At 64.5% G+C, this 21,136-nt stretch carries 19 protein-coding genes; 14 read left to right on the forward strand and 5 right to left on the reverse strand.

Going from position 1 to position 21,136, the window contains the following annotated elements:
• The first annotated feature begins 77 nt into the window (after positions 1-77).
• The 3 genes from V8J55_RS18470 to V8J55_RS18480 all read left to right on the forward strand — a co-directional run bounded on the left by V8J55_RS18470 (position 78) and on the right by V8J55_RS18480 (position 2,645).
• Entirely contained in the window at positions 78-1,016 is a 939-nt protein-coding gene (locus V8J55_RS18470; protein ID WP_336447069.1) for a LysR substrate-binding domain-containing protein, read from the forward strand.
• A gap of 165 nt (positions 1,017-1,181) precedes the next feature.
• On the forward strand, positions 1,182-1,688 hold the full coding sequence (gene ybeY / locus V8J55_RS18475; protein WP_336447070.1) for an rRNA maturation RNase YbeY: 507 nt from the start codon (positions 1,182-1,184) through the stop codon (positions 1,686-1,688).
• Between the two features lie 18 nt (positions 1,689-1,706).
• A complete protein-coding gene (locus V8J55_RS18480) occupies positions 1,707-2,645 on the forward strand; it encodes a hemolysin family protein (protein ID WP_336447071.1) in 939 nt (312 codons plus the stop codon).
• Between the two features lie 9 nt (positions 2,646-2,654).
• On the opposite strand, the gene V8J55_RS18485 is transcribed toward V8J55_RS18480, so the two are convergent.
• Positions 2,655-3,374: a hypothetical protein gene (locus V8J55_RS18485; protein WP_336447072.1), complete on the reverse strand. Its 720-nt coding sequence runs from the start codon at positions 3,372-3,374 to the stop codon at positions 2,655-2,657.
• Between the two features lie 245 nt (positions 3,375-3,619).
• On the opposite strand from V8J55_RS18485, the gene V8J55_RS18490 reads away from it, so the two are divergent.
• From V8J55_RS18490 to V8J55_RS18515, 6 genes are all read left to right on the forward strand, one after another.
• The gene (locus tag V8J55_RS18490) at positions 3,620-4,612 is read left to right on the forward strand and encodes a hypothetical protein (protein ID WP_336447073.1); all 993 of its coding nucleotides are present in this window, start codon (positions 3,620-3,622) and stop codon (positions 4,610-4,612) included.
• A gap of 44 nt (positions 4,613-4,656) precedes the next feature.
• Positions 4,657-5,814, forward strand: a complete 1,158-nt coding sequence (locus V8J55_RS18495) for a glycosyltransferase family 4 protein (protein WP_336447075.1) — start codon at positions 4,657-4,659, stop codon at positions 5,812-5,814.
• A 7-nt stretch (positions 5,815-5,821) separates the two neighbouring features.
• Positions 5,822-7,141, forward strand: coding sequence for a replication-associated recombination protein A (locus tag V8J55_RS18500; protein ID WP_336447076.1), 1,320 nt, complete (start codon positions 5,822-5,824; stop codon positions 7,139-7,141).
• Positions 7,142-7,217: 76 nt separating this feature from the next.
• On the forward strand, positions 7,218-7,964 hold the full coding sequence (locus V8J55_RS18505) for a hypothetical protein (protein WP_336447077.1): 747 nt from the start codon (positions 7,218-7,220) through the stop codon (positions 7,962-7,964).
• A gap of 13 nt (positions 7,965-7,977) precedes the next feature.
• Entirely contained in the window at positions 7,978-8,331 is a 354-nt protein-coding gene (locus V8J55_RS18510; RefSeq protein WP_336447078.1) for an MmcQ/YjbR family DNA-binding protein, read from the forward strand.
• Positions 8,261-9,682, forward strand: a complete 1,422-nt coding sequence (locus V8J55_RS18515; protein ID WP_336447079.1) for a serine hydrolase domain-containing protein — start codon at positions 8,261-8,263, stop codon at positions 9,680-9,682. The genes V8J55_RS18510 and V8J55_RS18515 overlap by 71 nt, the downstream gene beginning before the upstream one ends.
• On the opposite strand, the gene V8J55_RS18520 is transcribed toward V8J55_RS18515, so the two are convergent.
• Complete coding sequence (locus V8J55_RS18520) at positions 9,683-10,099, reverse strand: GFA family protein (RefSeq protein ID WP_037518039.1); 417 nt, start codon at positions 10,097-10,099, stop codon at positions 9,683-9,685.
• A gap of 132 nt (positions 10,100-10,231) precedes the next feature.
• Here V8J55_RS18520 and V8J55_RS18525 point away from each other — a divergent pair, with 132 nt between their 5' ends.
• Genes V8J55_RS18525 through V8J55_RS18535 form a run of 3 tightly spaced genes read left to right on the forward strand, consistent with a single transcriptional unit; the run spans position 10,232 to position 14,017 of the window.
• Positions 10,232-11,362 carry a glycosyltransferase family 2 protein gene (locus V8J55_RS18525; protein WP_336447080.1) on the forward strand — a complete coding sequence of 377 codons (1,131 nt, stop codon included), beginning with the start codon at positions 10,232-10,234 and terminating at the stop codon, positions 11,360-11,362.
• Entirely contained in the window at positions 11,280-12,053 is a 774-nt protein-coding gene (locus V8J55_RS18530; protein ID WP_336447081.1) for a class I SAM-dependent methyltransferase, read from the forward strand. The genes V8J55_RS18525 and V8J55_RS18530 overlap by 83 nt, the downstream gene beginning before the upstream one ends.
• Positions 12,050-14,017, forward strand: a complete 1,968-nt coding sequence (locus V8J55_RS18535) for a GtrA family protein (protein ID WP_336447082.1) — start codon at positions 12,050-12,052, stop codon at positions 14,015-14,017. Before V8J55_RS18530 ends, V8J55_RS18535 begins: the two co-directional genes overlap by 4 nt.
• 11 nt (positions 14,018-14,028) lie before the next feature.
• On the opposite strand, the gene ptsP is transcribed toward V8J55_RS18535, so the two are convergent.
• The 3 genes from ptsP to V8J55_RS18550 all read right to left on the reverse strand — a co-directional run bounded on the left by ptsP (position 14,029) and on the right by V8J55_RS18550 (position 18,172).
• On the reverse strand, positions 14,029-16,326 hold the full coding sequence (gene ptsP, locus V8J55_RS18540; protein ID WP_336447083.1) for a phosphoenolpyruvate--protein phosphotransferase: 2,298 nt from the start codon (positions 16,324-16,326) through the stop codon (positions 14,029-14,031).
• Between the two features lie 87 nt (positions 16,327-16,413).
• The gene (locus V8J55_RS18545) at positions 16,414-17,136 is read right to left on the reverse strand and encodes a hypothetical protein (protein ID WP_336447084.1); all 723 of its coding nucleotides are present in this window, start codon (positions 17,134-17,136) and stop codon (positions 16,414-16,416) included.
• 31 nt (positions 17,137-17,167) lie between these two features.
• The gene (locus V8J55_RS18550; protein ID WP_037518227.1) at positions 17,168-18,172 is read right to left on the reverse strand and encodes an NAD(P)H-dependent flavin oxidoreductase; all 1,005 of its coding nucleotides are present in this window, start codon (positions 18,170-18,172) and stop codon (positions 17,168-17,170) included.
• Positions 18,173-18,376: 204 nt separating this feature from the next.
• Between V8J55_RS18550 and V8J55_RS18555 the strand changes: the two genes are divergently transcribed.
• Both V8J55_RS18555 and V8J55_RS18560 read left to right on the forward strand, forming a co-directional pair.
• Positions 18,377-18,547 (forward strand): YezD family protein, encoded by a 171-nt coding sequence (locus V8J55_RS18555; protein ID WP_081940683.1) that lies wholly within the window; start codon positions 18,377-18,379, stop codon positions 18,545-18,547.
• Between the two features lie 91 nt (positions 18,548-18,638).
• Positions 18,639-21,128, forward strand: coding sequence for a TonB-dependent receptor (locus V8J55_RS18560; protein WP_336447085.1), 2,490 nt, complete (start codon positions 18,639-18,641; stop codon positions 21,126-21,128).
• Positions 21,129-21,136 lie beyond the last annotated feature (8 nt).

A 21,136-nucleotide genomic window follows, 5' to 3' on the forward strand; every position in this document is an offset into this window, starting at 1 on the left:
CGAATGGGTGGCTGGGTTTGCCCCGCGCGCGACGCTTTGAGGATGCGAAGAATGGAAGGAGAGGCTAAGTCATATTTATGGTCCGCTCCGACAAGCTTCCGCCCTTGCCCTCGATCCGCGCCTTCGAAGCGGCGGCGCGGCTGGAGAGTTTCGCCCGCGCCGCGCAGGAGCTCGGCACCACCGCCGCGTCGGTCAGCTACCATGTCCGCCAGCTCGAACAGCAGACCGGGCTGCACCTGTTCGTCCGCCATCCGCACAAGGTCGTGCTGACCGCCGCCGGTGCCGCGATCGCGCGCGAGGCGACGGCCGCCTTCGCGGCGCTGCACGCGAGCTTCGTAAAGGTACAGGACCGCGACGAGGCACGGCTGTCGCTGACGACGCTTCCGACCTTCGGGACGAGCTGGCTCACCCCGCGGCTCGGGCTGTTCCGCGCGCGCCACCCCGACATCGCGATCGAACTCGAATTGTCGGCCGAGCCGCAGGCGCTGGGCGATGGCCGGTTCGACGCCGCGGTCCGCCACGGGCTTGGCGACTGGCGCGGCCTCCGGAGCGTTCGGCTGTTCCCGGTCCTGTTCATGCCGCTTTGCGCGCCCGCACTGAAGGTCGCGGCGGCCGGTCTGGAGGATCCCGGCAAAGCGCTCGACGTCCCGCTGCTCGGCCGGCCCGACTGGTGGGCGCTGTGGTATCGCGCGCTCGGCATCGCCCCGGGGCCGCCACCCGACCGCTTCGGCACCAGCCTCGCCGCCGAGCATATGGATATCGCCGCGGCGATCGCGGGCCACGGGATCGCGATCGGCTCGCCGATCCTGTTCCGCGACGAAATCGCCGCCGGGCGCCTTGTCCCCGCGCACGACCTCGTCGCGGGCGACGGCCGCGCCTTCTGGTTCGTCTATCCGGTCGCGCGGCTGCAAAGCGCGAAGATCGCCCGCTTCCGCGACTGGCTGAGCGAGGCGGCCGCCGCCGAACTGGCGCACGCGCGGGCCCTTGCCGGGCGTGCGATCATTCTCGACCCATGATGCGGCCAAATATCGCTGTCCTACATAATCCCGCCGCGATAACGAGGCGGTGATGACCTGCCTTTACCCAACCTTCGCCATCCGCCGTCCCGATCGCCGTCGCAAAACGCGAATCGCGAATGAAGTTACGCAGTTTTCTGCCGATTTTCCTTCTCCGGATTTTTCATGCTGAGCGTCGAAACCCACGCCGCGACGCCGTGGCCCGATCCGCTCGACTGGGAGGTGCGGGCAGGGGAGGCGGTCGCCGCCGCGCTCGCGCTGACGCCCTACGCCGAGCTTGCCGACGCCGCGCCGCTCGTCGAGGTCTCGGTGCGGCTGACCGACGACGCCGAGGTGCATATACTCAACCGCGATTTCCGCGATAAGGACAAGCCGACCAACGTCCTGTCCTTTCCGCAGGTCCAGGAGGATTTGCTCGAAAGCCTCGCGAACAGCGACGACGGGGAAATTCTGCTCGGCGATATCGTGCTCGCGCGCGAGACCTGCGCGCGCGAGGCGGAGGAGAAGAGGATTTCGATCGCCGATCATGCGACGCATCTGATCGTCCACGGTACGCTGCATCTCGTCGGTTACGACCATATGGACGATCACTCGGCCGCCGCGATGGAGGCGCTCGAGGTGAAAGCGCTTGCATCGCTGGGCATCGCCAATCCATATGCGGAACTCGACTAGCAGGGAAACGACACGCACATGCCCGACGACCAGGGATCTTCGAGCCGATCGGAAGAGGACAGTAGTAGACCCGGACTATTGTCCGGGCTGAAGAATCTTTTGTTCGGCGGTGACAAGGAACCGTCGCTGCGCGAGCAGATCGAAGAGGTCATCGACGAGGCTGAGGAAGAGGGGCAGGAACGGCGCGGCAGCAGCGTCGTCGGCGACCTGTCGCAGACCGAGCGCAAGATGCTGCGCAACCTCCTCCACTTTGGCGAGCAGACCGTCGACGATGTCGCGGTGCCGCGTGCCGATATCATCGCGATCCCCGAAAGCGCGAGCTTTGCCGAGATCGTCGCCTTGTTCGCCGAAGCCGGGCACAGCCGCCTGCCGGTTTACCGCGAGAATCTCGACGAGGTCGTCGGCATGATCCACGTCAAGGACGTGTTCGCGGTGCTTGCTGAGGGGCGCACCCCGCCGCCCTTGCTCGACCTCATTCGCCAGCCGCTTTACGTCCCGCAATCGATGGGCGTGCTCGACCTGCTCGCCGAGATGCGCGCGAAACGCACCCACCTTGCGATCGTCATCGACGAATATTCGGGCACCGAGGGGTTGCTGACGATCGAGGACCTGGTCGAGGAAATCGTCGGCGAGATCGAGGACGAGCATGATGACGAGCCGACCGCGCTGTTCGCGCCCGGCGAGGGCGGTTGCTGGGAAGCTGACGCGCGCGCCGAACTCGACGACGTCGGCGAGGCGATCGACTCGCGGCTTGCCGAGATCGAGGAAGATGTAGACACACTGGGCGGCCTCGCCGCGGTGCTCGCGGGCCATGTCCCCGAGGTCGGGGAAATCCTCGTCCACCCGAGCGGCTGGCGCATCGAGGTGACTGAGGCCGACGAGCGCCGCGTCCACCGCCTGCGCCTCCACCCGCCGGTGGTGATCGATCTCGAGGCACCGTCGGAAACCGGGGACTAGCTTTTTCCGCTAATCCGGGTCGATGTTGACCACATTATATTTGAGCGCCTCTTTCCGCGTCAGGCATCGCCGTGTCGACCGGTCTTCCCCGGTCGCGATCGATTTCTGCCGGTACATGATATCGGACAGCAGGTCGCGCGAGACATCGAGCCGGATGAGCAGATCATTGTCCTCGGTCGCCATCAGCGCGGCCTCCCGTTCGACGTCGCTGATCAACTCGGTGGTGGACTCGGTGCCCAGCGCGACGCTCGACTGAATGGCGTTCTTGTCGCCGGTCATGGTGAACATATGGACCATGAAGTACCCGCCCGGGTCGATCGTGCGGGCGCGGCCGCCCATGAAGACGAAATTGCAGGCGCTGAAACAGGTCCATCCCGACGGGATGCGGGTCACCATCTGACGCTCCTTGCTGAACTTGCGGATCAGCAATCCCGCCGCATTTCCGGCGCGGGCGTCGCCGCCCGGCGACCGGATCCAGATTTCGCTGATCGACGGATTGTCGGTCAGCACCTTTTCAAGGCGCGCCGGAAGTTCGCTGTCGACGCGGCCCTCGGCCAGCAACACGGTTTCGCCGCTACGCTGGAACGGGGTCAGCACCATGGTCTTATAGTCGGACCAGCTGGGATTGGCGGGGCAGGTCGGGTTGTCGGGGTCCATGCCGGGCGGCGTCGCGGCGGTGCACGCGAGCGCCCCGACAAGCGCAGTGACCGATTTGATCCAATGGTTCATACGATCATCCCCACATGAGGCGGACCCCTAACCGCAGATGCGATCATGCTATGTCATCGCCACGGTCAAAACAATATCACGACGCGCAGTTCTGGCGGTGTGATCCGCGTCATTGACCCCGCTTGTGAGGCCGTCCATTCGGGCTTAGCCTTGGAGACAAGGGATGGGAGTCAGCCATGCGGGCAAAGCTGCGATATCGGTCAGGGGTCGGCGCCATTTTTTTGGTGCTGCTGTCGAGCAGCGCTGTGGCCGCAGCTTGGCAAAGCGCACCCAGCGAAGGCGACAAGGCCTTTGTCCCTGCACCGGTCGCCGAACCGGCACTACCCGATCTTCCCGAGCGCCCCGCGCTCGACACCCGCAGCTATCCCAAATGCCGTGAGGATTATAAGAAGATCGACGCGCCGTTCGACAAGGCGGCAGCCATCAACCGCTGCACGGTGGCGATCGATACATATTATTCGCAAAAAATGCTGCCGTATCGCGAGGCGATGATCGTCTATCAAAACGCGCTGTCGTCGCTTTATACGGCCAAGGTCGGGGGAAATATGCGCTATTCGCCGGCGACCCAGGACCGTTTCTATAAAGCCGTCATGGCGGAACATGCGGCCTCCGGTCCTGAAGGCGCAAACCTCGCTGCCTATCGCGGGCTTGAGGCGCAGTATCAGACCGACCGCGCCTACCTCGCCGATCGGTTCTGCTTCAACACCGGCTGCAACGGTTATCCGGTTCCCGCAGCGGGCGTCAAAATCGCCGCGCCCGAAGCCACAGGGAAACCGCCAAAAAAGAGGGGCGACGAGACAAAGCGCGCCAGCAGCGATGCGCCCGATCCGAAATGCAAGAAGGCGCGCAAGCGTGGCGGGGCGCTCGGCGGGCTGCTTGGCGGTGTCGCGGGCAGCGCCGTGGGGCTCAAGGGCGTCGGCACGCTCGTGTCGGGACTGGTTGGCGCGGTGCTCGTCGCCGAAATCGCCTGCCAGCTCGACGAAAAGGAGCAGAAAGTCGCGGCCGAGGCGACCGTGGCGGTCACCAAAAAGGAAGAAGTCGGCGCGACCGCCAAATGGACAAGCCCGACGCGCGAAGGTGTGGCGGGATCATCGACGATCACTGCGCTCAACACCGAGCCCAATGGCAGCAAATGCCTGTCGATCACCGACATTGCCATTGTTGAGGGCGAGGAAACGCGCGTGTCGAAACGCATGTGCCGTTCGAAGCCGGGCGAACCATATAGCATCATGGCCTGACGGCGGCGTTGCGTTTGCGCCGCGAGGGGATTAGCGCAGGCGCGATGGACGTCTCCGACCTTCGCATCGCCCTGTTCAGCGGCAATTATAACATGACCACCGACGGCGCGAACAAGGCGCTGAACCGTCTGGTCGGCTATCTTCTGGCCCACGGCGCCGCGGTTCGCGTCTATTCGCCAACCGTCGCGCACCCCGCTTTCGAGCCGACGGGCGATCTGGTCAGCGTGCCGTCGATCGCGATTCCGGGCCGCAGCGAATATCGCATTCCCGTGTCCTTCTCGTCGCGGGTCCGCGAGGACATCGTCAATTTCGCGCCCAATATCGTCCATATCTCCAGCCCCGATCGCGTGGCGCGGCAGGCGGCGGCCTGGGCGCGGCGCCGGCGGCTCCCGGTCGCCTGTTCGGTGCACACGCGCTTTGAAACCTACGTCCGCTATTATAATCTGTCGTTCCTCGAACCCGTGATGGTCGCCTGGCTGCGCAAGCTGTACCGCAAATGCGATGCGCTCATCGCGCCGTCCGAAAGCTTTGCGCAGGTGCTGCGCGAGCAGCGGATGAATTACGACATCGGCATCTGGACCCGCGGCGTCGAGCAGTCGGTCTTCAATCCCGGCCGCCGCGACATGGCATGGCGCCGCTCGCTCGGGATCGAAGATGACGTGCCCGCCATCGCTTTCCTCGGCCGGCTGGTGATGGAAAAGGGACTCGACGTGTTTGCCGACGCGATCGACGTGCTCCAGCGGCGCGGCGTCCCGCACAAGGTGGTGGTGATCGGCGAGGGCCCCGCGGGCGAATGGTTCGAATCGCGCCTGCCGAACGCCAACTTCGTCGGCTTCCAGGGCGGCGCCGATCTCGCGCATGCGCTGGCGTCGTGCGACATTTTCTTCAACCCGTCGGTGACCGAAACCTTCGGCAATGTGACCCTCGAGGCGATGGCGTGCGGCCTGCCCGTCGTCGCGGCGCGCGCGACCGGCAGCGCGAGCATCGTCAAGCATGGACAGACGGGTTATCTCGTCGCGCCCGGTTCAATCACGGGCTTTGCCGACCATCTCCAGCGCTATTGCCGCGACATCCAGCTGCGCGCCGAGCATGGCGCGGCGGCGGTGCTCGAAAGCGGCGCCTATCAGTGGGACGCCATCAACCAGGCGGTGGCCGACACCTATATCCGCCTGATCCGCCAGAAACAGCGGCGCCGGAGCTGAGCGTCTGATGGCCGGGGACCTGTTCGGCGAAGACGTGCCCGCGGCCAGGCAGGGTGGTGCCACCGGCCCTGTCCCGCTCGCCGAACGGCTGCGCCCGCGCGGGCTCGCCGACGTCGTCGGGCAGGAGCATCTGACCGGACCCGAAGGCGCGATCGGCCGGATGGTCGCGGCGGGGCAATTGTCGTCGATCATCCTCTGGGGACCGCCGGGCACCGGCAAGACGACGATCGCGCGGCTGCTCGCCGAAGCCGTCGGTATGCGTTTCGCACCGCTGTCGGCGGTCTTCTCGGGCGTTGCCGACCTCCGGCAAGCCTTCGCCGATGCCGAGAAGATGGCGGCGGCGGGCAAGCGCACCTTGCTCTTTGTCGACGAGATCCATCGCTTCAATCGCGCGCAGCAGGACGGGTTCCTGCCCTATGTCGAGCGCGGCACGGTGGTGCTCGTCGGCGCGACGACCGAGAACCCGAGCTTCGCGCTCAACGCGGCGCTCCTGTCGCGGGCGCAGGTGTTGGTGCTGAACCGCTTGGGCGAAGGCGCGCTGGCGACGCTGGTTGAGCGCGCCGAGGCGGAGGTCGGGCGAAGCCTTCCCGTCACCGACGACGCCAGCGCGGCGCTGATCTCGAGCGCCGACGGCGATGGTCGCTTCCTGCTCAACCAGGTCGAAACGCTGTTCGCGACCGCGATCGACACCCCGCTCGACCCCGCCGAACTCGCGCAGTTCCTGCATCGCCGCATGCCCGTCTACGACAAGGATCGCGACGGCCATTATAACCTGATCTCGGCGCTGCATAAGGCGCTGCGCGGGTCGGACCCGCAGGCGTCGCTCTATTGGCTCGCGCGCATGCTGGTGGCGGGCGAGGAGCCGCTTTACGTCCTCCGCCGAATCGTCCGCTTCGCGAGCGAGGATATCGGCCTCGCCGACCCGCAGGCGCTCGTGCAATGCCTCGCCGCAAAGGATGCCTATCAGTTCCTCGGCTCGCCCGAAGGCGAACTCGCGATCGTGCAGGCGTGCCTCTATTGCGCGACCGCGCCCAAGTCGAACGCCGCCTATGCGGCACAGAAAGCGGCATGGGCGGCGGCACGCGAAACCGGCAGCCTCGCGCCGCCCGCCAATATCCTCAACGCCCCGACCAAGCTGATGAAAGACTTGGGTTACGGCGAGGGCTATAGCTACGACCATGATGCGCCCGACGGTTTCTCGGGCGACAATTATTGGCCCGACGGCATGGCGCCGGCCGGCTTCTATCGCCCCGTCGACCGCGGTTTCGAAAAGCGGATCGCCGAACGCCTCGCCTGGTGGGACGAACGGCGCCGCGCGAGGAGCTGACGCCGACCTTGCCTCGATGGGCGCATGAGTATAGTTTTGGGACAAGTCGGGTCGCGCCGGAACTGGGGTAGTCATCATGGCATTGGCGCTTGTCCTTGCCGCCGCAGCGACACCGATCCTGTCCTGTCCAGGCGGCACTATCGAAACCAAATGTACCGCCGCGGAGGTGACAGCGAAGATCGCGCTGACGCGCGCGCGCGTCACCAATATCGCGCAGCGATGCCTCTACGACTTCGGCGGGAAATGCAGCGTCGAGGCGAGCGGACGGATCAACGGCCGCGATCCCGGCACCAGCTTGCTCTGGCAGAAAATGCGCCTTGCGCCGCGCGACGGGCCGCAGGCACGGATGCTTGTGCTGCTGTCGCAGGACAAGGCAGGGAAGGCGGCGCTTGCGGGGTTCGCCGAAAGCTCGGGATCGATCGGGACGCCCGATCTGGTGGTGGACGATGACAAGCGCCGGATGATCCATGTCGGCGGTACGCTGGCTGGCAGCGGCGGGGGCAACGCCGATGCGCTGTTCGTCAGCGAGGCCGCCGCGCCCAAATGGCGCCGCGTCGACCTGTCCGACTGGTCGGAGCAGGGTGGCAAGCTGCTGCCGACGGGCTATTGGCTGCGTGGGCCCGCGCAATTCGCCTTCGACGAGATGTTCGCCTCGGTGCCCGTGGCGCGCGACGGCGACGGCAATTGCTGCCCGCGCGGCGGCAACGCCTTCTATGATCTCGATATTCAGGGCGACCGGCTGGTGTTGACGCGCCTGCGCTTCCAGCCCATGCAGCCGTTGGGGCGCGACATAGAGGTCACCGCCGGGACATTGGAAGACTGATCTGCACCGGGATATGGCGCTGACATTCGACAGTTGGGACGATGTGGTCGCGTTCGCGTGCGCGCTTCCCGATGTCGAAATGCTTTCCTTTTATGGCACCCCCTGTCCGAAGCTTAACGGCAAGGCGCTCGCCTCGCCGGGGCGCGAGCCCGGCAGTTTTGCCGTGATGTGCAAGCCCGACGAAAAGGAAATCCTGCTTGAAACCGATCCCGACACCTTCTGGCAAACGCCACATTATGAAGGCTGGCACGCGCTGCTCGTCCGCTTCGGGTCGGACGATCCCGATCGCGTCGCCGATGTCATCCGCCGGGCCTGGTGGGATAGCGCCAAGAAAGCGCAGCGGCAGGCTTTCGGCGATCGCCCCTGACCTGCTGCGCGTCCTCGGCGCCGCGCTGCTTGCCGGTGCCGTGCCCGCAGCGGCGCAGGCGCCGAAACCCAATGCCGAGCTGAGCCGCGCATGGGCGGCGGGCTATCGCGCGGCCTTCGTCTGTTCGTCGCTGTGGAACGGTGCGGGCAAGCCGATCGAGGCGATCGAACGCGACGAGCTTACGGGCATCTATCCCGAGATCGAGGCCGATGTCCGTGCGCTGAAGGCCGATGTCGACGCCGGCGCGAAGCGGGTGAGCGTTCGCTATCGCGACGATATGCCGCCGCGGATCGCGCAATGGAGCGGGCGCGAAGGCTGCGTCACGCTGCCGATCGGCGCGCAGCCGGCGGCGGCGCCCGCCGTCGGCCGTCGCCTCGACCTCGACGCCCGGCCGTGGCCGACCGGCGACAGGGCCGCGCGCCTGCCGGTCCCGAAGGGCGAGAGCAAGTTCGAGCAGACGGCAACGAACATCGCCGGGTTCGGCGGCCGCACCAGTTCGCTGCTGATCGTCAAGAACGGCCGGATCGCGCTTGAACGCTATTGGGGCGGGCACGATGTTCACACCGCGCAGCGCACCTTCTCGGTCGCCAAGTCGATGGCCGCGACCTTGATCGGCCATGCGGTGCAGCAAGGCTCGATCGACGTGACGCAGCTCGCGATGATCGCCGAATGGCAGTTGCCGGGCGACGCGCGCGCGGCGATCACCACCGAGCAGCTGATGCGCATGGCGAGCGGCCTCACCAGCGATACCGCGGGCAATCGCAGCGACGCCATCTATATGGGCGGCGCTTCGGTGCGTCAGTGGACGACGCAATGGCCGCTGCTCAATCCGCCGAACACGCATTATCGTTATGCCAACAATGACACATTGCTCGCGACATTGTCGCTGAAAGCCGCGCTGCAAAAGGCGGGGACACCGCTTGACCCCGCCGCCTTCTTCGACCGGCTCGGCATGACGCGCACCTTCGTCGAGCATGACAAGGATGGCGACTATATATTGTCGAGCCAGGTGTGGACCACCGCGCGCGACCTCGCGCGGCTCGGTCTCCTCTATCAGAACGACGGGATGTGGCAGGGCGAGCGCCTGCTCCCCGCCGACTGGCGCGGCTTCGTCACGACGCCCAGCGGGCCGCAGCCCGACGGCGCGTTCGGCTATGGTGCGGGCTTCTGGCTGCTGGGCAAGTCGGACGGCATCCCCGCCGACGCCTTTGGCGGCTTTGGCAACCGCGGCCAATATGTCATCGTCATCCCGTCGCGCGAACTGGTGATCGTGCGGCAGGGTTATGACGACGACAAGGCCCGGCTCGACATCGCAAAGCTCGTCAAGGCGGTCGTCGCCGCCGACCGCTGATTATTCGAAGGGCGGGTAGCGCTCGAACGCGGGCAGGTCGTTCAGCTTTTCCATCCAGCCGATGCGTTCGGCGGTCTGGATCTGCGCCTGCGCGGGGATGAGGTCGGGATCGTCGAGCGTTGCGGTCTGCACGTCGATCTGGCCCGGAAAGATCGCCTCGTTCGAATAGAAGAGCCCGGTGCCGCAATCGGCGCAGAAATGGCGGCGGCCATGCTCGGACGAGGCGTAGATCTTCGCGGTGCCGTCGATCTCTATTTCATCGTTTCCGACGAGCGCCCAGCCGACGAGCGGCGCACCCGAATGACGGCGGCAGTCGCTGCAATGGCACAGCGCATGATGCTGCACCGCGGTGGTCATCGAATAACGGATCGCGCCGCAATGACATTGGCCGCTGGCACGGGGGGCTTGCTCGCTCATCACTCTCTCCTCGAGGAATCGAATGAAGAACATATCATAAACAAAAGGCAAGTCCAGTGCTCACGGGGCGTTGTTGTAGGGTTGTTAACCACATCTGTTTAGACCGCTCGCTGACCACAGCGAGGGATGCAAATGCTGATTACTGCCTCGAAATCCTCCGCCCACAGCGCGCCCGATCGCTGCTCGGTTGATGAGAGCAGTCGCGGGAATTTTGCCGGCGAGATTGACTGCGGTGCTGCGCCTTCGGCCAATGTACGGCTGCTGTCGGTGGTCGTCCCCTGCTACAACGAAGTGGAGGGACTGGCTGAACTGCATCGCCGGGTAACTTCGGTCTGCCGGGAGGTGGTCGGCGATGCTTATGAACTCATCCTCGTCAACGATGGCTCGCGAGATGCGAGTTGGGAGATGATGGCCGGCTTGGCGAGCGACGATCCGCGGCTGACATGCGTCGATCTTTCGCGCAATCATGGACACCAGATCGCGCTGACTGCCGGACTCACGGTTGCGAGGGGCAGCCATATTCTGATCCTTGACGCCGACCTTCAAGATCCCCCCGAACTTCTCGGCGCGATGCTCGATCGCATGGGCGAGGGTTATGACGTGGTATACGGCCAACGTCGCTCCCGCGCCGGGGAAAGCATGTTCAAACGCGCTTCGGCAACGCTCTTCTATCGCCTGGTCGATGCGATGTCGGACGTAGCCATTCCGCGTGACACCGGCGATTTTCGCCTGATGAGCCGCCGGGCGCTTGATCGTTTGCTCGCCATGCCCGAGCATTTCCGCTTCATTCGCGGGATGGTCAGTTGGATCGGTTACCGCCAATCGCCGTTGCTGTTCGACCGGGACGCACGATTTGCGGGGGAAACGCACTATCCGCTTCGGCGCATGATCAGGTTCGCCATCGATGCCGTGACCAGTTTCTCGATCGTACCGCTGCGCCTGGCATCCCATCTTGGTATCGTCGCGGCGGTCTGCTCGATCGCCATGATCGGCTTTCTGATCTTTGCGTGGGCGTCCGGGGATACGGTGCCGGGCTGGACCAGCATCGCTGCGCTGATCTTGTTTATTGGCGGTATCCAACTGTTTATGTTGGGCGTGATCGGCGAGTATCTGGGCCGGATGTATCTGGAAAATAAGCGGCGCCCGCTCTTTACGATCCAGTCCATCGTGGGCGCCGACGATGCGGCGGCCGAAGGGCCCGCCCGGGAATTGCAGCGTTCGGTACGGGCGCGCTTGGAGACAGGCGTGGCGCGCCATGGATAGAGCCGAATTCGACGCTATCGCCGCGGATTATAGGCAGCAACATGCCGCCAGCATTCGCCTGTCGGGAGAAGGCCCCGACTATTTTGCCGAATATAAGATCGCAGATGTCGCGGGTGGACTGGCCGATATCGGCATCGCACCGAGCGAAATATTGGACTTCGGTTGTGGTATCGGTGAGTCGCTGCCGTTCCTGCATCGCCATTTCCCCGCCGCGCGCCTCTCTGGCGTCGATGTAAGCGGCGACAGCCTGGCACTTGCGGCTGAGCGTTTTGGGACGATGGCATCGTTGACGCGCTATGACGGCGAGCGGCTGCCCTTTGCCGACGCCAGCTTCGACCTCGTCTTTACCGCTTGTGTCTTCCACCACATTCCGCCTGCCGATCACGCGCGCTTGCTCAAGGAAATCCACCGGGTTTTGCGACCGTCCGGGCATTTCTTCTTGTTTGAACATAATCCCTGGAATCCCGCGACGCGCCATGCGGTGGCCAACTGCCCCTTCGACGCCAATGCCATCCTGATTTCGGCCCCCGATATGAAGCAGCGGATGGCCGAAGCCGGCTTCCCCGCCGTCCGTTATCGCTACCGCCTGTTCTTTCCGCATCTGCTTCGGTGGTTGCGGCCGCTTGAACGGCAACTGACTTGGCTCCCGCTTGGGGCGCAATATTTCTGTTGGTCACGGGGGGCGGCGTGACGCCAGCCGCGGCGCTGATGCAACAAGGACGGCGATTTGCCGTTGTCGGCGCGCTGAATAGCGTTGTCGGCTATGCCGTGATTGTCGCCGCGCTCATGCTGGGCGCCTCGGACTATCTGGCCAATATATTTGGTTATGCGGTCGGTCTCGGTAGCGGTTTCCTGTTGCACCGCCATTGGGCCTTTGCCGGATCGGATCGGCCCAGGCGGTCGGCGGGATCGCGTTACATGATCGCCTTTGCGATCTCCTATTCGGTGAATATCGCGATCGTTGCGGTCGCGCGCCGGTTTGGAATGATCGATATGCCGATCACGCATATCGCGGCCATGGCCGGTTACAGCCTGTGCTTCTTCTTGCTTGCTCGCCACTATGTTTTTTCTCGAGCCGACGAGGAAGTCGGGGGAAGGGGGCTGTCCGGTTGGATTCCCGGGGCGCTCCGTGCCGCGGCGATTGTTGCCTGCGCCACTGCCTATTTTGCCGTGGTTCTCGCGAATCCCACCACCCATGACGTGGCTTGGCAATTGTGGATTGGTGACCGACTGTACGGCGGTTCGCGCCTCTATATCGACATCATGGAAATGAATCCGCCGCTCTGGTTCTGGATGGCGCAGGGGGTTGCCGCCGTTGGCGACGTCCTGTTGCTGGAAAGCCGGACGATTTTGGTTGCGGCTATCGTGCTGTGGAGTGCCGCCGCGGCGAATCTGGTTTTGCGCCTGTTGTCGGACCTTCCGGGCGCGCGTGTTTTTGTCGCATTGCTCTGCGCCATGGTGGCGGCATATAGTCTCCGCTATTTCGGACAGCGCGAGCATCTCGCGCTGCTCGCCGCGGTCCCCTATGCGGTTCTGATTGCCCGACGCCGCGGAGGCGAGCCCATCGATGTGCGCTTGGCGATCGTGGTTGCGCTACTCGGTAGCGCGGGTTTTGCACTCAAGCATTATTTTATCGCCATTCCCGTCTTGCTTGAACTCTGGCTCGCGGCCGGGCTGATCGGCCGACGTGGTTATGCCTGGCTCCGGCCTGAAACGGCGATACTGGGCGTCTGCGCCCTTTGCTATGCGATCGCTGCGCCGTTGCTGACCCCCGATTTCTTTCGTGTCATCGTGCCGATGGTGGCTCTGGCTTATCACGGTTTCAACGCGGCCGATTGGTATACCCTCCTAATTCAGCCTCAACTGAGCTTCAGCTTGATTGCGATTATCCTTGTCCGCAGCATCGCCCGCCGCGACCACGGCGGCGGCCGCCAGATTTGCGAGGCGCGCGACAATATCGTCATCGCTCTGGTCCTCACGACGATTGGTTTCGTTTTTTCCTTCCTCGCCCAGAAAAAGGGCTGGTCCTATCATGGCTTGCCGATGATACTTGCGGCGTTTTCCGCTTTGGCTGCGGCGCTCACGCTCGGTGATCGGCTCTCCCGCCGTATTTCATCCTATCCCTTGGCGGCCGCGTTGATCGGTTTTCTCCTCTATTTGGGCGTCAGCTCGGGCGCCTATTCCAATCCTGTGAGTGGCAGCGTCGAGCGCATGATCGCGCAGGTTCCCCAGAAAGAACCGGTTGCAGCTCTCAGCAGCGATCCAATGATCGCTTGGCCGATGGTGACGGAACGCCGCCATCCTTGGCCGCTTCGCCATTACTCGCTGTGGATGCTCGGGACGCTGGTCGAAAACGAAGCGCGTGCCAATCCCGATCCCGATTTGCTTCGCCTTGGAGACCGGATCCGGCGTGAAACCGCGATCGATCTTGCGTGCCGGCCGCCGCGTTTGATTCTGGTTGATGACGCCGAAGAACGGCTCGGCCTTTCCGAGGGCTCATTTGACCTGCTTGACTGGCTTAATCGCGATCCGCGCTTTGCGGAGGTCTTCAGCCATTACCGGTTGGTGAACTCGGGCGACTTCGGCGTTCGCGCTTTTGCCACGTCTGCGCCGCTCCATCCCCGGCCTTCGCCCGACTGTCGGCGCTTGCCCTGATCGCGGCCCATTCAATCGCCCAAATCGACCTGATGTTGCTGCGCCCATGCCTGATACTGGCCGCGCGGGTCGGATGAAGGTTGCGCCAGGATCGCCGCCATGTCGGCGCGCAGCGCGCCGAGGTCGAGCGAACGGATCATCGCCTTCACCGGGCCGACGCCGGCGGGGGTGATCGACAGGCGCTCGATGCCGACGCCAAGCAGCGCCATCGCCTCGAGCGGGCGGCCGCCCATTTCGCCGCACACGCCGAGCGCGACCTTCGATCCCGACACCGTGCGGACGACGCGCGCGAGATAGCGCATGACCGTCGGCGACAGCCAGTCATAGCGTTCGGCAAGCCGCGGGTGCGCGCGGTCGGCGGCGAACAGGAACTGCGTCAGGTCGTTGGTGCCGACCGACAGAAAGTCGAGGTGCGGCAGCATCAGGTCGAGCGTTTCGAGCAGGCCCGGGACTTCGAGCATCGCGCCATAGCGGATCGCGACCGGTAATTTCTTGTTGTGGCTCGCGAGCCAGGCCCGCTGGCCGACGAACAGGTTACGCGCGGCTTCATATTCCCAGGGTTCGGACACCATCGGGAACATCACGTTGAGCGTGCGCCCGGCCGCCGCCTCCATCAACGCGCGTGCTTGGACCTTCAGCAACCCTTCGCGCTCGAGCGCCAAGCGGAGCGCGCGCCAGCCCATCGCCGGATTTTCCTCATGCGCGCTGTCACCGGCATTCATATAGGGCAGCGCCTTGTCGCCGCCGATGTCGACGGTGCGAAAGATCACCGGCCGGTCACCCGCGGCGTCGAGCACGTCGCGATAGAGCCGCTGCTGGCGGTCGCGCGAGGGCAAGGTTGCCGACACAAGGAACTGGAATTCGGTGCGGAACAGCCCGATCCCGCGTGCGCCGGTGAGGTCGAGCGCGGCGATATCTTCGCGCAGCCCCGCGTTGATCATCAACTCGATCGGTACGCCGTCCTTAGTGACCGCGGGCAGATCGCGCAGCGATGCGAGGTTGGCGCGGCGCTTTTGCGAAATCTCCAGCTTGGCGTCGAACGCGTCCTGCACCGCCTGCGTTGGCCGGACATGCACTGTTCCCGCAGCTGAATCGAGCAACAGCAAATCGCCTTCGCGGATCGACGCGCGCACGTCGCTGACGCGGCCCATAACGGGCACTCCCATCGCGCGCGCGACGATGATGACGTGTGCGGTGAGCGATCCTTCCTCAAGCACTACGCCCTTCAGGCGACGGCGGTCATATTCGAGCAGCTCGGCGGGGCCGAGGTTGCGCGCGATCAGGATCGAATCCTGCCGAAGGCCCATTTGCGCCGCGGTGCCCATCTGCCCCGACACGATGCGGATCAGGCGGTTCGACAGATCCTCGAGGTCGTGCATGCGGTCGCGCAGCAACGGGTCGTCGATCTGGCGCATCCGCATGCGGGTGCGCTGCTGGACGCGCTCGATCGCCGCCTCGGCGGTCAGGCCGCTGTCGATCGCTTCGTTGATGCGCCGCGACCACCCCTCGTCATAGGCGAACATCTTGTAGGTCTCGATGACCTCCTCATGCTCGCCGCCGACGCCGAAGTCGGCCGAACTCGCCATGCGGTCGATCTGCTCGCGCATCTTGTCGAAGGCGGCGTAGACGCGGTGGCGCTCGGCCTCGGTGTCATCGGCGACCGTGTGCTCGATCGTGATGCGCGGCTGGTGGAACACCGCGACCCCGGCGCCCATGCCGTCGACCAGCTTCTGACCGTTCAGCCGCTGCGCCGACTGGTCGGCCGCGGCGGCGTCGGTGCGCGCGGCGGTGTCGACCAGATCGGCGTTGGCGATCAGTTCGGACAGCACCATCGCGACGGTCTGTAGCGTTTCGATCTCGATATCGTCATACCGCCGCGGATCGCTGTGCTGGACGCACAGCACACCGACCGCGCGCTCGCGCCGGATGATCGGCACGCCGGCAAAGCTGTGGAACAATTCTTCGCCGGTTTCGGGGCGATAGGAAAAGTCGGGGTGCGCGGCGGCTTCGTCGAGGTTCAGCGTCTCGATCTGGTCGGCGATCATGCCGACCAGCCCTTCGCCGAGGCCGAGGCGCGTGACGTGCACCGCCTCCTGCTTCAGCCCGCGGGTCGCATAAAGTTCGAGCGCGCCATCGCGCAGCAGGTAGATCGAGCAGACCTCGCTATCGAGGCATTCGCCGATGATGCCGACGACCTGATTGAGCTTGCCCTGCGCATTGGAACGCGATGCCATGACCTCGTGCAACCGAGTCAGGATGGTGCGCGCCGACTGGGCGGCCGACGAGGGCGGAGGCGGGGCGTTGGTCATCGCAATCCTGCTAACAGAAGGATGCGGTGCGCGCCAATACCCCGCGCGCGATTGGCCAATCTATTCCTATGCAGTCCGAAACCGGCGTCAGTGCTTGCTGGTCGGAACAGTCACGGAAGCGGTCGGGCCGACCGGTGATGCTGGCGCCGGGGTATTCATAATCGCCGGCCTCGGCGCATATTTCGCGTCCCACGCGACAGCGTCGACCTGATATTGGGCATAGGCCTGATAAAATTCGTTGAAGGGCTCGTCGAGCCGCGCGAGATGTGCGGGTGCCTGTTCGACGAGCTGCGCGGTCGGGGTCGACGACACGACCTGGGCGATCTCGTTGGCGCGGGCGCAGAAACCGCGCTGCGCCGGCGGCTGTGCGAAATAGTTGAACAGCTGCGTCGAAAGGCGGTCGCGCGGCGCGATGCCGTTGTTCTTATGTTCCTTGCCGAGCTGGGTGATGACGCTCTTTTCGGTCGATTTGATCACCTTGCCGTGCGTTTTGATGATGTTGTTGTACGCCGAAATGAGCGTCGTTTCCTCGATCCCGCGGCAGCCGATCGCTGCAACGTTGAGCCCGATCTTGAGCTGCCAGAAAGCCTTGTCGCCGGTCACGCCGCTGTTCGCGGTGACGAAGCGTCCGTCGATCCCGCGGCCGGGCAGGATCTGCGTCACTGCAGCATTGCCCGGCGGCATCGGCCGCGGCGGGATGACGGTCGCCACGGGCGGCGGCGGGGGCGGCGGCGGCGGCGGGGGCTTGGGCGCACAGGCGACGACGCTCGCCAGCAGACCGGCTACGATGATCTTACGCGACAGTTTCATGACCCACTCCCCATCCGCATATTATGCGGGATCAACCCCGAGCGTGCAACGCCGCTTCGGCCTGTTGCACCAGAGATGCGACGATTGCTGCCGCGCTCTCTTCTTCCGATACCATACCGACAGATTGCCCTGCCATTAACGAACCATTTTCGACGTCGCCGTCGATGACCGCGCGGCGCAGCGCGCCCGCCCAATAATGCTCGATTTCCAGCTGTGCTTCCATCATGTCGACGTCGCCCTTGTCGAGCTTGTTCGCGACTTCGCGCTGCTTGGCGGTGAAGGCTTCGGTCCCCGCATTTTTGAGTGCGCGGACCGGGATCACGGGCAGGCGCGGGTCGATCTGGACGCTCGCGACCGCTTCGCGTGCCGAGGCGCGCATGAATGCCTTTTTGAAATTGGGATGCGCGATGCTCTCGGTCGCGCAGACGAAGCGCGTGCCGAGCTGGACCCCCGATGCGCCCATCTCCAGATAGGCGGCGATCGCCTCGCCGCGGCCGATGCCGCCCGCGACAAAAACCGGAACTTCATCGGCCAGGGTGGGCAGGATTTCCTGCGCCAGCACGCTCGTCGACACCGGGCCGATATGGCCGCCGGCCTCCATTCCCTCGATCACCAGAGCATCGACGCCCGAACGAACGAGCTTTTTAGCGAGCGCGAGCGTCGGGGCGAAGCAGATGACCTTGGCCCCCGATGCCTTGATCGCCTCGAGGCTGCCCTTGGGCGGCAGGCCGCCCGCGAGCACGACATGGCCGACCTTGTGCTTCGCGCACACGTCGATCAGTTCGAAGAGCTGCGGGTGCATGGTGATCAGGTTGACCCCGAAATTGCGCTTCGCCAGCGCCTTGGTCGCCGCGATTTCGGTGTCGAGAAGCTCGGGCGTCATCGCGCCGCACGCGATCACGCCGAACCCGCCGGCATTGCTGATCGCGCTGACCAGATGGCGTTCGGAAACCCAGCTCATCGCACCGCAGAGAATGGCATAGTCGCTGCCGAGAAGCTCGGTTCCGCGGGCCATCAGATCGTTAATTTTGCTCATTGAGCCAGCCTTTGCCAGCACTGGGACTCGCGCGCAATCCCTGGCGTCGTTGCGGGCGTCGGCCCGTCGCATGCCTGAATCCGTTCGGCGCGGTCCGTTTGGCGCAACAACCCAACCTTTCGGCGCAGAAAGCAAATCAATCATTGTCTACTAAATTACTTGGCATATGCTTGGCCGACGAATCCACGAGGGAAAGGAATTACCATGAGCGCTATCAACGAAGTCGCCAAAGGCGGCTCCGAAGACGTGCCGCGCGCCATTCAGACCGTGCTCGAAGCACTCGACAAGCTGAAGTTCGGCGCGATCCAGCTGACCGTGCACGAGGGCCGTCTTGTGCAGGTCGATGTGACCGAGCGGCACCGCTACCCCAACTGAGTTTTTGAGCTCCCAAAGGGGACATGCGTCCCCACTTGCCGCAGACCGGACCGCCGGATGTGGTGATTTCTTATGCAACAGGAAATGACCCATGACTGCGAAATATCCTTCGGTCCGCCGCCGCGTGCGGGCCTCGTCGCTTACCTTGTCCTTCTTGCTCGCGTGCGCCGCGACGCCCGCCGCCGCCAACGAGGCTGCGGTGACTGACGACGCCGGGGCGGCAACGTCGGCGGCCGCTGACGATGCCGCCGCGCAAGCCGAGGGCGGCAGCTATGGCGGCGAAATCATCGTTACCGCGCGCCGCCGCCTGGAAACCGCGCAGGATGTGCCGATCGCCATCTCGGTCGTCGCGGGCGAACAGATCGACAATACGGGCAGCTTCAATGTCGGCCGCCTGACTCAGCTGGCGCCGACGCTGCAATTCTATTCGTCGAACCCGCGCAACACGGCGGTCAATATCCGCGGTATCGGCGCGCCGTTCGGCCTGACCAACGACGGGATCGAGCAGGGCGTCGGCATCTATGTCGACGACGTCTATTATTCGCGCGTCGCGTCCTCGACCTTCGACTTCCTCGACGTCGCACAGATCGAAGTGCTGCGCGGTCCGCAGGGCACGCTTTACGGCAAGAACACCACGGCGGGCGCGATCAACATCACGACCAACCAGCCGACCTTCGACTTCGAGGGCAAGGCCGAGGTCAGCATCGGCAATTTCAATTTCAAGCAGGCGAAGGCCGCGATCTCGGGTCCGCTGTCCGACACGCTTGCGGCGCGCATCGCGGTGTCGTCGACCAGCCGCCGCGGCACGATCTATAACGTCACCAGCGACCGCTGGACGCAGAGCCAGGATAATATCGGCATCCGCGGGCAATTGCTGTGGCAGCCGAACGACGATCTCAGCATCACGCTCTCGGGCGACTGGAACAAGCAGGACGCGGTGTGCTGCAGCTCGGTCTTCGTCCGCACCGGTGCGACGCAGCGCCCGCTGAACCGCCAATATGCCGCGCTCGCTGCAGCACAGAGCTATGTGGTGCCGAGCACCAACCCCTATGACCGGGTGACCGACCTCGACGCGAACCTCAATGCCGGCAACGAGATCGGCGGCGCCGCGCTGCGCGTCAAATGGGATATCGGCCCGGGCACGCTGACTTCGGTTACAGCGTGGCGCTATTGGGACTGGCAACCCGAAAACGATCGCGATTTCACGGGCTTGCCGATCGTCACCAAATCGCAGAACCCGTCGCAGCAGGACCAGTATACACAGGAACTGCGCTACAACTACACCGGCGACCGCTTCGATTTCGTGATCGGCGGCTTCTATTATTACCAGCGCATCGACACGCAGGGCACCGAAGCGCACGGCCCGGCGTCGAGCCGCTGGACGCTCAACCCGACCAGCGCGCTCGCCAATAATCCGGCGGTGCTGAACGGGCTGACCGCGATCAACACCCAATATCTGAAGAACACCAGCGCGGCGCTGTTCGGGCAGGCGAGCTGGAAGATCACCGACCAGTTCACGATCCAGCCGGGCGTGCGACTGAACTATGACAAGAAGGACGGTTTCTATCAGCGCCGCGTTTTCGCGGGCGATGGCACGCCGGTCGTCTTTGGCCCGACCGACGCGATCACCGTCGCGCGGCTCGGCGTGTTCGCGCCGCAGGAAATCTCGCCGTCGTTCAGCGACTGGAACTTCAGCTACGACCTGACTGCGACGTACAAGGCGACCCAGGATCTGCTGTTTTACGCCACCTATGCCAAGACGTTCAAATCGGGCGGCATCAACCAGAACGGCGTTCCGAGCGACGCCGCGAACAACCCGATCCTCGACGCGGCAACGGTGAAGCCTGAATCGGTCAACCATTATGAAGCGGGCGTCAAAGCCGAATTCCTCGATCGCGAGGTGACGCTGAATCTCACCGCCTTTCGCACCGACATCAAAAATTATCAGGCCAATGTGAACAATGGCCAGTTCGGCGTGCTGCGCGGCTATCTCGCCAATGCGGGCAAGGTGCGAACGCAGGGTGTCGAGTTCGACTTTTCGGCGCGTCCGAGCGAGCGGTTCCGTTCCTATGTCAACGGCGCCTACACCGACGCCAAATACAAGCGCTTCGTCGACGCGCCGTGCCCCCCCGAACTTTCCGGCGGGACCACCGTCGGCGCGGGGCAGACGCCGGGTGCGCCCGGCCGGCCCGGCCTCAGCCCCGCGAACTGCGACATTTCGGGCCAGCGCCTGCCGGGCGTGTCGAAATGGGCTTTCTCTTTCGGGGCGGAGGCGAATGCCGAATCGAAGCTGTTCGGGCAGGATGGCCAATTTTATCTGGGATATGACGGCAGCTATCGGTCGCGCTTCTCGTCGAACCCGTCGCCGTCGGCCTACACCTGGATCGAGGGCTATTCGCTGTCGAACTTCCGCGCCGGGTTCCGCACGGAGAATGGCATCGACATCTTTGGCTGGGTCCGCAACGCGTTCGACAAGAAATATCTTGAGCAGCTGAGCGTCGGGCCGGGCAACACCGGTTTGATCGTCGGCCTGCCGGGCGACCCGCGGACGTGGGGCGGGACGATCAAGGCCAGCTTCTGATTTCGCGT

This window comes from Sphingopyxis sp. CCNWLW2 (assembly GCF_037095755.1).
In the GTDB taxonomy this organism is placed as follows: Bacteria; Pseudomonadota; Alphaproteobacteria; order Sphingomonadales; family Sphingomonadaceae; genus Sphingopyxis.

Coding starts and splice junctions, on each gene's coding strand:
- V8J55_RS18470 (WP_336447069.1), top strand. CDS start 78: ATGGTCCGCTCCGACAAGCTTCCGCCCTTGCCCTCGATCCGCGCCTTC.
- ybeY (WP_336447070.1), top strand. CDS start 1,182: ATGCTGAGCGTCGAAACCCACGCCGCGACGCCGTGGCCCGATCCGCTC.
- V8J55_RS18480 (WP_336447071.1), top strand. CDS start 1,707: ATGCCCGACGACCAGGGATCTTCGAGCCGATCGGAAGAGGACAGTAGT.
- V8J55_RS18485 (WP_336447072.1), bottom strand. CDS start 3,374: ATGAACCATTGGATCAAATCGGTCACTGCGCTTGTCGGGGCGCTCGCG.
- V8J55_RS18495 (WP_336447075.1), top strand. CDS start 4,657: ATGGACGTCTCCGACCTTCGCATCGCCCTGTTCAGCGGCAATTATAAC.
- V8J55_RS18500 (WP_336447076.1), top strand. CDS start 5,822: ATGGCCGGGGACCTGTTCGGCGAAGACGTGCCCGCGGCCAGGCAGGGT.
- V8J55_RS18505 (WP_336447077.1), top strand. CDS start 7,218: ATGGCATTGGCGCTTGTCCTTGCCGCCGCAGCGACACCGATCCTGTCC.
- V8J55_RS18510 (WP_336447078.1), top strand. CDS start 7,978: ATGGCGCTGACATTCGACAGTTGGGACGATGTGGTCGCGTTCGCGTGC.
- V8J55_RS18515 (WP_336447079.1), top strand. CDS start 8,261: ATGTCATCCGCCGGGCCTGGTGGGATAGCGCCAAGAAAGCGCAGCGGC.
- V8J55_RS18520 (WP_037518039.1), bottom strand. CDS start 10,099: ATGAGCGAGCAAGCCCCCCGTGCCAGCGGCCAATGTCATTGCGGCGCG.
- V8J55_RS18525 (WP_336447080.1), top strand. CDS start 10,232: ATGCTGATTACTGCCTCGAAATCCTCCGCCCACAGCGCGCCCGATCGC.
- V8J55_RS18530 (WP_336447081.1), top strand. CDS start 11,280: ATGCGGCGGCCGAAGGGCCCGCCCGGGAATTGCAGCGTTCGGTACGGG.
- ptsP (WP_336447083.1), bottom strand. CDS start 16,326: ATGACCAACGCCCCGCCTCCGCCCTCGTCGGCCGCCCAGTCGGCGCGC.
- V8J55_RS18545 (WP_336447084.1), bottom strand. CDS start 17,136: ATGAAACTGTCGCGTAAGATCATCGTAGCCGGTCTGCTGGCGAGCGTC.
- V8J55_RS18550 (WP_037518227.1), bottom strand. CDS start 18,172: ATGAGCAAAATTAACGATCTGATGGCCCGCGGAACCGAGCTTCTCGGC.
- V8J55_RS18555 (WP_081940683.1), top strand. CDS start 18,377: ATGAGCGCTATCAACGAAGTCGCCAAAGGCGGCTCCGAAGACGTGCCG.
- V8J55_RS18560 (WP_336447085.1), top strand. CDS start 18,639: ATGACTGCGAAATATCCTTCGGTCCGCCGCCGCGTGCGGGCCTCGTCG.